The organism is Mycobacterium sp. (assembly GCF_035570115.1).
Taxonomy (GTDB): Bacteria; Actinomycetota; Actinomycetes; order Mycobacteriales; family Mycobacteriaceae; genus Mycobacterium.
Map to the genome: position 1 here is coordinate 1 of NZ_DATMLH010000199.1, position 6,744 is coordinate 6,744.

Here is a 6,744-nt window from a genome sequence, read left to right on the forward strand (position 1 = left end):
TTCATCGAGGTGCTCAAGAAGGCGCAGTCGAAGTCGGTGGGAACCATCACCGAAGCGGGCCTGGAATCCGACTCGGGTGACAAAGCACAGGTACTGGTCGCCGCGTCCATCAAGACCTCCAATCTCGGCGCAGACGACCAGCCTCCGCGGGAGTGGCGGATGCGAATCTCAGTAGAAAAATCCGGCGATGAGGTCAAGATCTCCAACGTCGCGTTCGTGCCATGACCAAGCCACGTTCCGGTGGCGCCGAAGAGAAATCCGACCAACCAGAAGGGGAATCAGCCGCTGTGCGGGTGCAAACCGACGCTGCAAGCGAGCACGACGCCGCAGAGGTCCAGACGACCGAGCCGGTCGAGGGCGAAGCAAATGAGCCGGAGGACGCCGAGAACACAGTGGGCGCCGAAGACATCGACCAGGCCGAGGCCGCAACCTCCGACGATGCTGACGCCGAAGACGAGGCCGAGGCCGCGGCCGCAATCTCGGACGAAGCTGACGCCGAAGACGAGGCCCAACAGGGCAAGCCGGCCAAGGCCAAACTCCGGATCAGCTGGCCTCGGGTGCTGGCCTACGGGGTGCTGCCCGGTCTAGCGCTGGTACTCGCGGCGGCCGGGGGTTTTTTGAAGTGGCAGGACTCCTCGGCGCGCGCGGCGCAGCTTGCGCGCATCGAATCGGTCGCGGCTGCAAAGGATTCCACTATCGCTTTGCTTTCGTATAAGTCCGACACCGTGGAAAAGGATCTCGAAGCCGCCAAAAGTCGATTGACCGGCACGTTCAAGGACTCCTACTCGCAGCTGATCAACGACGTGGTCATCCCCGGCGCGAAGCGCGGGCACATCTCCACGACGGCCACCGTGCCCGCCGCGGCCTCGGTGTCGGCGACCGCCAACCACGCGGTGACCCTGCTGTTCGTCAACCAGACCGCGGTGGTCGACAAGGATCCGCCCCAAGACACCGTGTCCAGTGTGCGGGTGACGCTGGACAAGGTCGCCGGCCGCTGGCTGATTTCTGGATTCGACCCGGTGTAGTTCGGGTGCGCCCTACAGTGTGACGCGGGTGGGCGCGATGTCTTGACAAACCGTTGAAGGCGTGGCCGGACTGGCAGTGCCCTGCATGATGTCCGTACATCCCTGGCCCTTGACGATATATGTCGCCCCCGGCCGGTAGGGGTATTCGACAGTCGACGTACGGGGGGTGCTGTCCCACTCGCATTGCCCGGGCGAATCGTCTCCCTCGATGGACAGGCACACCGTTTGCTCGGTGTGGGCATTCAGCGTGCACGATCCGGCATCTAATGTTGCCCTCACATAGTTAACACCCGCAATATTGACCACTTTCGGCCCATCAAGCACAAACGAACAATGGCCGTTCTCAGTCGGCGGCGACGCAACCGCGGAGCCCGCGCAGTAAAGCCCGATGGGACAAATCGCCAGAAAGGCCGAAAAAGCGCCGAATAATCGGATCATCGGGTCAGCTTAGCGCAGAGCGGATTTCTTAACCACGGGGATCTCCGCGGAAATCCGCCGCCGCCAGCCACTCCGCATTTGCGGATTTTCGGCGACCCTTTCTTCATCCGGGACACCGCCAACTATCCACGAGGCATCCGAGGCTCGGGTAAACCGTGTGATGTCTCGATGGGACAAACTGGGGCGCCGCCCAAAGGGCGGCCCCGAACTCCGAATAACAGGTGCGCCGAGATTCTTAATGGCACGGCAGTCCGTCGCATCCTTCGGACCTCGGGGCCCGTCTTGGTCAGCGGTGAGCTGGTCGACTTGCGCGAACGCTCAGGCCGGTTGACCGTAGACCGCCACGGCCACGCTGCGGTCTGAGCTATTCACTGACCGCACGCCGATTTGGACATTGGCGCAGTTGGACATGATCGCGTAGTAGTCCGGGCGGTAGTACCAATTGCCCAGGATGTCAATACCATTGATTGCGAACGATGGCAGCACGGCCACTGTCTCGGCCACCGTGCCCCGGTACCCCGCGGATTGAGCACGCGCCTGCACCGTCGACCCGTCCGAGCCGATGTCACCGTCGAGGGCACGGTTGTTGAGCACGTCCTCGGCATGCCTTTGGGCAGCCAGCTCGAGCGCCGGGTTGAGCTTCAAGTCGGTCGTGCAGCCGGCCTCTTTCTTTATGCCATAGACACTCTCGGCGACGCCGTTATTGAGCCGATTGTTTAACCCGAAGCCGTCGGCGTTTGCTGTCGACGCGACGATGACGGCGCACAGCGTGACGATCCCGGTGCTGAACACGGCCAAAGTCGGGAGCGTCGCTGCGCGTCGGGCGATACCACTGACTGTCATAACCTGTGATCTTTTCACAGTTGGTGCGACAGGTCTATGAGTTTGAGATCCTTCTAAGCTCCGTTCGAATCCCATTCGAACACGGATCCGCTTAGCCACGGCGGGGTAGTTCTGGACGGCCGTGCGGGACGGGTTTGAGCCAGTTTCTTCGGTGGTCGCGCAACTCGGCGTTGCCCAAAACGCGGTTACTGATCACGCGTAGCGAAAGGGCCAAGAAATTCTGAATCGCGGCGTCCCGAAATGCTTGCGCACACCTGCCTGGGTGCCGATACACTTCAGGCACGATTCGCGAACAGGAGGATTGCCGTGAAGAACAGGGTCGCCTTGATCGCTGCGGCCGCACTGATTATCGGCGCCGGCTCAGCCTGCTCATCCACCCCCGTGAAGCGAGCACCCGGGACATTGACCCCTGGTACCGCGCAGCTCACTATCGACGGCAAAGATCTCCCTCCGGCGGGGGCGGAATGTGCGCCAGCAGAGGAGTACTTGACCACGATTACGACCGGCAGCGAGGCTTCGGGCGTGACGGTAATGGTGTCCAACAAAGGGAAGCTCGCCGCGGAATTTGTCCGGATCCGTGACCTCAACGGCTTTACCGGTGACTACGACCGGCACCTGGGAGACGACGCCACCGTCGCACTGACCGAGAGCACCTACCACATCGCCGGTACCGCATTCGGTTATGGCCCGACATCGCACGTGCCCACGACGCACCCGTTCACCATCGAAGTGGCGTGCTGACGCGGCCGCTTGACGCCACCTGAACCGGATCGAGGAACGTTGGCGCGTTGCCGGCGGGCTATCTGATGTTCGAGGCCAGGTCGCCTGACATCGCGCCCAGCTGCTGGCTCCACGTCCCCCAGTCGTTAGCGCCGCCGCCCCCCAGGTCGAAGTGGCCGTTGTGGCCGCCGGCTGAGCGGTAGTAAGCATAGAAATCGCGGCAGGTGCTTTGCCAGATATCTCCTTGGCCGCCCGCGCCCACTGCACCATCATCGCTCGGGCTCCCGCTGTGCGGGGCGTACACCCACAGCCGGGTGTTCTGGTCAGAGAGAAGCTGAACGTGCGCGTTCGGGGAATGCCACTTCCAGCGGCCGAACTGGGGAGACCCCCACATGTTCGCACTGTCGACGCCACCGTCATTCTTCAGAACGGCCCGGACAGCACCGTCCACCGAGGTCCTTTCAGGAGCGAGCACTCCCGACAGCGATCCGGCGTAGCGAAACCGATCTGGGTGAAACGTGGCGAGGGCGACCGCCGCGTAACCGCCTTGCGCGGCGCCGACTGCACCATGTCCGCCGGGCGCTAATCCCTTGTTGGCGGCCAACCAGTCCGGGAGCTCGCTTGACAGGAACGTGTCCCACTGCTTGCTGCGGTCTTGCTCCCAATCGGTGTACATGCTGTAAGCGCCGCCGGCGGGCGCGACCACCGAGATGCCCTTACCGCCAAGCGTATTCATCGCATTGCCCGCGGTTACCCAGTTGCTCACGTCGGGGGCGGCGTTGAACGCGTCCAGGAGGTACACCGCGTGCGGCCCACCGCCCATAAAAGCCACCGGGATGTCGCGGCCCATCGCCGCCGACGGCACCATCAGGGACTCCATCCCCGCCGCGTTGGCCATCGCGGTGCAACCGGCCGTCGCGGTGACGTCCCACAACACGATGGCGAGCATGGCAGCGCAAAGAATTCGGAGCCGCTTCGACAGACCTCTCACATCACCCTCGTTCGCTTATTGCCTCACCATTACTGAAACATGCAATTCCAGAATAGTGAACCACTCCTCACGGCGGCCCGGCAAGGTGCGACAAGCTCGACTAGCGGCGAAAACGTGGGGATGGCGCAAGCGGGCTGAAGCGGTGACCTGCCCGCACCCGACGCGTTGGCCGGTTACGCGAACGACCTTTCGCTCGACCCGCCTACCGCATAAGCTACGGGTGGTGGTTTGAGCGTTGTCGATGTTGGACGGAAGGTTGGTATATGGATCAGAACCCTGACTACGACATGAGCGACGAGTTGGAATACGGCTTCGCAGCGTTCGCGTGGCTCCTCAGAGGCAATTACCCACCGCCCTTTTACGGATCAGACTAGCGAGCTCAGACGCCGCGGTCATTTGCTGCCGCGGCACCCCCCGCATGCAGCGCTGATCGACGAGCCAAGATTGCGCGCAAGGGAGTCTTCGCGGCCGGAACGGATGAGGCCGCGACCAAACTGCAGTTTTCATGATGGCCGATGCCTGCCGAGCGAGGTCTCGCAACTCCGCGGCCGGCCCCCGTCACCACCGCGCCATGACGCGAGAAGTACCGGCCATTCAGTAATTCGGGTCGGTTGGGGCACGTGTCGTATACCCATGGACCAACGTCGGGCTAACACGGTCGTCATCGACAGCGGCGCGCCTGATACGGATTTCGGACGCGACGGATGCTGTAGAGTGTAAACGATCGTTCTTAGCCGGTCGTACAGTGGCGTCGATCCGAGGAGCGCAACCATGACGCTATCCGCCCAGAGTCGCATCGGCGTGTCGCTGCCGATGCTCAATCAGCCCTACGAGCGCTACGCGGAGTTCGCCGCACTCGCCGAAGACGCGGGTTTCGATTCGGTGTGGGATTACGAGTTCTACCGCAATCCGTTCATTACCCACGCGCTGAACGCACGGGCCACCTCCCGGATTCAGCTGGGCACCGGGATCGCGACCGCTGCGCCCCGCACCCCCTTCGAGATGGCCAATGCCGCCGCCGATGTCGACGAGCTCTCCGGCGGACGAACCCTCTTGGGTCTCGGCACCGGCGGCGCGGGCTGGATGGAGTGCTTCAACGGCACCGACATCGACCGTCCGCTCACCCGCATGCGCGAATACATCCACGTGGTGAGGCAGCTCTGGAGGCATTTCGAGACCGGCGAACCGTTCGACTTCCAGGGCAAGATCTACCGCGCATCCAGCCCGCCTTTTAACCCGTGGGGTACCCGCAGCCTGGTGCGGCCCCAGATACCCATCTATCTGGCTGGATTGAAGGAGGGAATGCTTCGACTGGCCGGTGAAGTGGCCGATGGTGTGTTCGGCTTCCTGCCCACACCGACGTTCATCCAACAACACGTTCTTCCCAACGTGGCCGCCGGCGCAGCGAAGGCGGGCCGAGACCCGTCGGACATCGAAGTCACCGCGTTGGTGATCTGCAGCGTGTCGCGCGATCGAAACGAAGCGGTGCGACGTGCCCGCATCAACGTCGGCAATTATGTTGCGTACCCGGTGAGCTCCACGGTGATCGAATTCATGGGACTCCAAGAGGATCGCGACCACGTGCTGAAGCGGCTCCTCACCGAAGGACCCGCGGCGTTGGCCACCGCCGCATCGGATGAGCTGATGCGTGCCTTCTCGATCACCGGCACCCCGGATGAAGCGGCCGAACAACTCGCCGCCTATGACGGCGTGTTGCCACACATCGTCTTGCACACACCGTATGTGCCACCGATCGATCAAGCGTCAAGCGAGGACGCGTTCCGGTCGATGGTGCACGCCTTCGCGCGGGCCAAGGCGTGACCCCGCTTTGAGAATGTCCGTTCACCATCTGTGATGTGGAGGTAACGATGAATCGAACCGTTCACAAGTTCTGCGCGTGGAGCGGCACGCTGTGCCTGGTCACCATGGCCATCGGTTTCATCCTGATTGCCGGATTCATACCCACCCGGTCCCCGGGTCAAAACGCAGTGGAGACCGCGCAATTCATCATCGGACACCGGGACAGGATTCGGTGGGGGATGATCTTGTGCATGTTCTCGGCGTCATTGTTGATGCCGTTCACCGTGTCGATGGCGATTCACATGCGCCGCATCGAGGGGCGATTCCCGGCACTGGCGATGATCGAGTTCGGGTCGGGCGCTCTCTTCGTCCTCGAATTCATTTACCTGATTTTCTTCTGGCAGACAGCGACTTTCCGCGTCGACCGCGCGCCCGAACTCATCCAACTGCTCAACGACATGGCATGGATACCGTTTGTGGGGATAACGGCCACGGCGGCGACGCAGGTAGTCTGCTTCGGCATCGCCGTGCTGATCGACCGGCGCGAGCGCCCAATCTTCCCGCGCTGGCTGGGCTATTACAACCTTTGGGTCGCGCTGATGTTCACCCCCGGCACGTTCAACGTTTTCTTCCACAATGGTCCGCTCGCGTGGAACGGCATCATCGCCTGGTATCTGCCGCTGGTCGTGTTCGCCACCTGGATGATCATCAACCCGATCTACCTCTCCAAAGCCGTCGACGGTATGGATTGGGACGCGCTCGTCGCAACCGAAACCACGTCCGCCGACGGCGCCGAGCTCACCCGGCTGCGGGCCGACGTCGACCAGCTGCTGGCCCGGGCCGCGCGCTAGCGGCATGGGACCTCGGCTGACCCGGGTCGCGCTAGCCGGTCGGATCGCTTACCACGTCGGCAAAGAGCGAATCACC

Annotated in this window: 7 protein-coding genes and 1 pseudogene; 5 read left to right on the forward strand and 3 right to left on the reverse strand. The window is 62.8% G+C overall.

Translation table 11 applies throughout. From position 1 onward, the window contains the following. Together VNW74_RS18010 and VNW74_RS18015 are read left to right on the forward strand one after the other, a co-directional pair. A pseudogene (locus VNW74_RS18010) lies at window positions 1-225 on the forward strand (Mce protein); the annotation flags it as partial. Window positions 226-287: 62 nt separating this feature from the next. Then, entirely contained in the window at window positions 288-1,025 is a 738-nt protein-coding gene (locus VNW74_RS18015) for a hypothetical protein (protein ID WP_325679227.1), read from the forward strand. A gap of 12 nt (window positions 1,026-1,037) precedes the next feature. On the opposite strand, the gene VNW74_RS18020 is transcribed toward VNW74_RS18015, so the two are convergent. Together VNW74_RS18020 and VNW74_RS18025 are read right to left on the reverse strand one after the other, a co-directional pair. After that, a complete protein-coding gene (locus VNW74_RS18020) occupies window positions 1,038-1,463 on the reverse strand; it encodes a hypothetical protein (RefSeq protein ID WP_325679215.1) in 426 nt (141 codons plus the stop codon). Between the two features lie 318 nt (window positions 1,464-1,781). Continuing rightward, the gene (locus VNW74_RS18025; RefSeq protein WP_325679217.1) at window positions 1,782-2,306 is read right to left on the reverse strand and encodes a CAP domain-containing protein; all 525 of its coding nucleotides are present in this window, start codon (window positions 2,304-2,306) and stop codon (window positions 1,782-1,784) included. 306 nt (window positions 2,307-2,612) lie between these two features. On the opposite strand from VNW74_RS18025, the gene VNW74_RS18030 reads away from it, so the two are divergent. After that, on the forward strand, window positions 2,613-3,047 hold the full coding sequence (locus VNW74_RS18030) for a lipoprotein LpqH (protein WP_325679219.1): 435 nt from the start codon (window positions 2,613-2,615) through the stop codon (window positions 3,045-3,047). 58 nt (window positions 3,048-3,105) lie between these two features. On the opposite strand, the gene VNW74_RS18035 is transcribed toward VNW74_RS18030, so the two are convergent. Next, on the reverse strand, window positions 3,106-4,017 hold the full coding sequence (locus VNW74_RS18035) for an alpha/beta hydrolase family protein (protein ID WP_325679221.1): 912 nt from the start codon (window positions 4,015-4,017) through the stop codon (window positions 3,106-3,108). Between the two features lie 771 nt (window positions 4,018-4,788). Here VNW74_RS18035 and VNW74_RS18045 point away from each other — a divergent pair. After that, complete coding sequence (locus tag VNW74_RS18045) at window positions 4,789-5,838, forward strand: LLM class flavin-dependent oxidoreductase (RefSeq protein WP_325679223.1); 1,050 nt, start codon at window positions 4,789-4,791, stop codon at window positions 5,836-5,838. A gap of 47 nt (window positions 5,839-5,885) precedes the next feature. Next, window positions 5,886-6,668: a hypothetical protein gene (locus VNW74_RS18050; RefSeq protein ID WP_325679225.1), complete on the forward strand. Its 783-nt coding sequence runs from the start codon at window positions 5,886-5,888 to the stop codon at window positions 6,666-6,668. The last annotated feature ends 76 nt before the right edge of the window (window positions 6,669-6,744 follow it).

Excerpts from the sequence above, each read along its gene's own strand:
- VNW74_RS18020 (WP_325679215.1), bottom strand. The coding sequence starts at position 1,463 with ATGATCCGATTATTCGGCGCTTTTTCGGCCTTTCTGGCGATTTGTCCC.
- VNW74_RS18025 (WP_325679217.1), bottom strand. The coding sequence starts at position 2,306 with ATGACAGTCAGTGGTATCGCCCGACGCGCAGCGACGCTCCCGACTTTG.
- VNW74_RS18050 (WP_325679225.1), top strand. The coding sequence starts at position 5,886 with ATGAATCGAACCGTTCACAAGTTCTGCGCGTGGAGCGGCACGCTGTGC.
- VNW74_RS18045 (WP_325679223.1), top strand. The coding sequence starts at position 4,789 with ATGACGCTATCCGCCCAGAGTCGCATCGGCGTGTCGCTGCCGATGCTC.